We start from the raw sequence: 812 nt of genomic DNA, 5'->3' as shown, positions 1-812 counted from the left end.
GGAACCGGGACTTGGGCTTGCTCTTCGGGCCCGAGGGGAAGGTGTTCTCCCACCGCACCGAAACCCCGTCGGCCCAGCCAGCGCAGCGCCCCCGCAGCGCCCCCGCACCAAAGTCCGCCAACAGCCCCCTACGCGGGCCCAGGCAGTACGGCACGCACCCGCCACCCCGACCCGTGCGGTCCGTACTCCAGCGTGCCCCCGAGCGCCTCGACGCGGGCCCGCAGCCCAGCCAGCCCGGTGCCCCCACCGTGGCGGCGGGCGCCACGGCCACCACCGCCCCCGCTCCCGTCGTCGGTGACGGTCACCTCCACCGCGTCCACCCCAGGACACGCGAGCAACCCCACCCGCACCGCCACCCCACCCACCCCCACCGCATGCCGCCGCACATTCGTCAGCGCCTCCAGCACAACCCGGTGCACGGCATCCTCCACCTCCCGCGCCGACCCCCGCCCCGCGTCCCCCCGCAGCTCCTCGGCGAGCTCAAGCGAGGCCCGTACGCCGGTGCCGGACGACGCGAAGCGCTCGACCATCTCGGCCAGGTCAGCCAGCCCGTACAGCCGCGTCGACGGCAGCTCGCCGCCGGTGGACGCCCGCTCCCCCTCGGGGTCCCGCAGCGTCCCGACCGTACGGTCCATGGAGTCCAGCGCCCGCAGCCCCGCCTCCTCCAGCCGCTGGAGCAGCTCCCGTACCTGCTGCGCGTCGTAGTCGGCGACCTGCGCCGCCTGCACCTCCAGCAGAATCCCGGTGACCTCGTGCGCGACGAAGTCGTGCAGCTCCCCGGCCACTTCGAGGCGCTGGTCCCGGCGGGCCTT

Annotated in this window: 1 protein-coding gene; it reads right to left on the bottom strand. The window is 75.2% G+C overall.

Translation table 11 applies throughout. The annotated features are described in order from the left end of the window. Positions 1 to 128 precede the first annotated feature (128 nt). Positions 129 to 812, bottom strand: a 684-nt coding sequence (locus AC4IJH_RS43605; RefSeq protein WP_490857580.1) for a sensor histidine kinase, incomplete at its 5' end; no start/stop codon positions are given.

The organism is Streptomyces sp. UF-297, from assembly GCF_058245575.1.
Note: the sequence above shows the minus strand (reverse complement) of the source record. Positions and strands in the feature narration are given on the sequence as shown.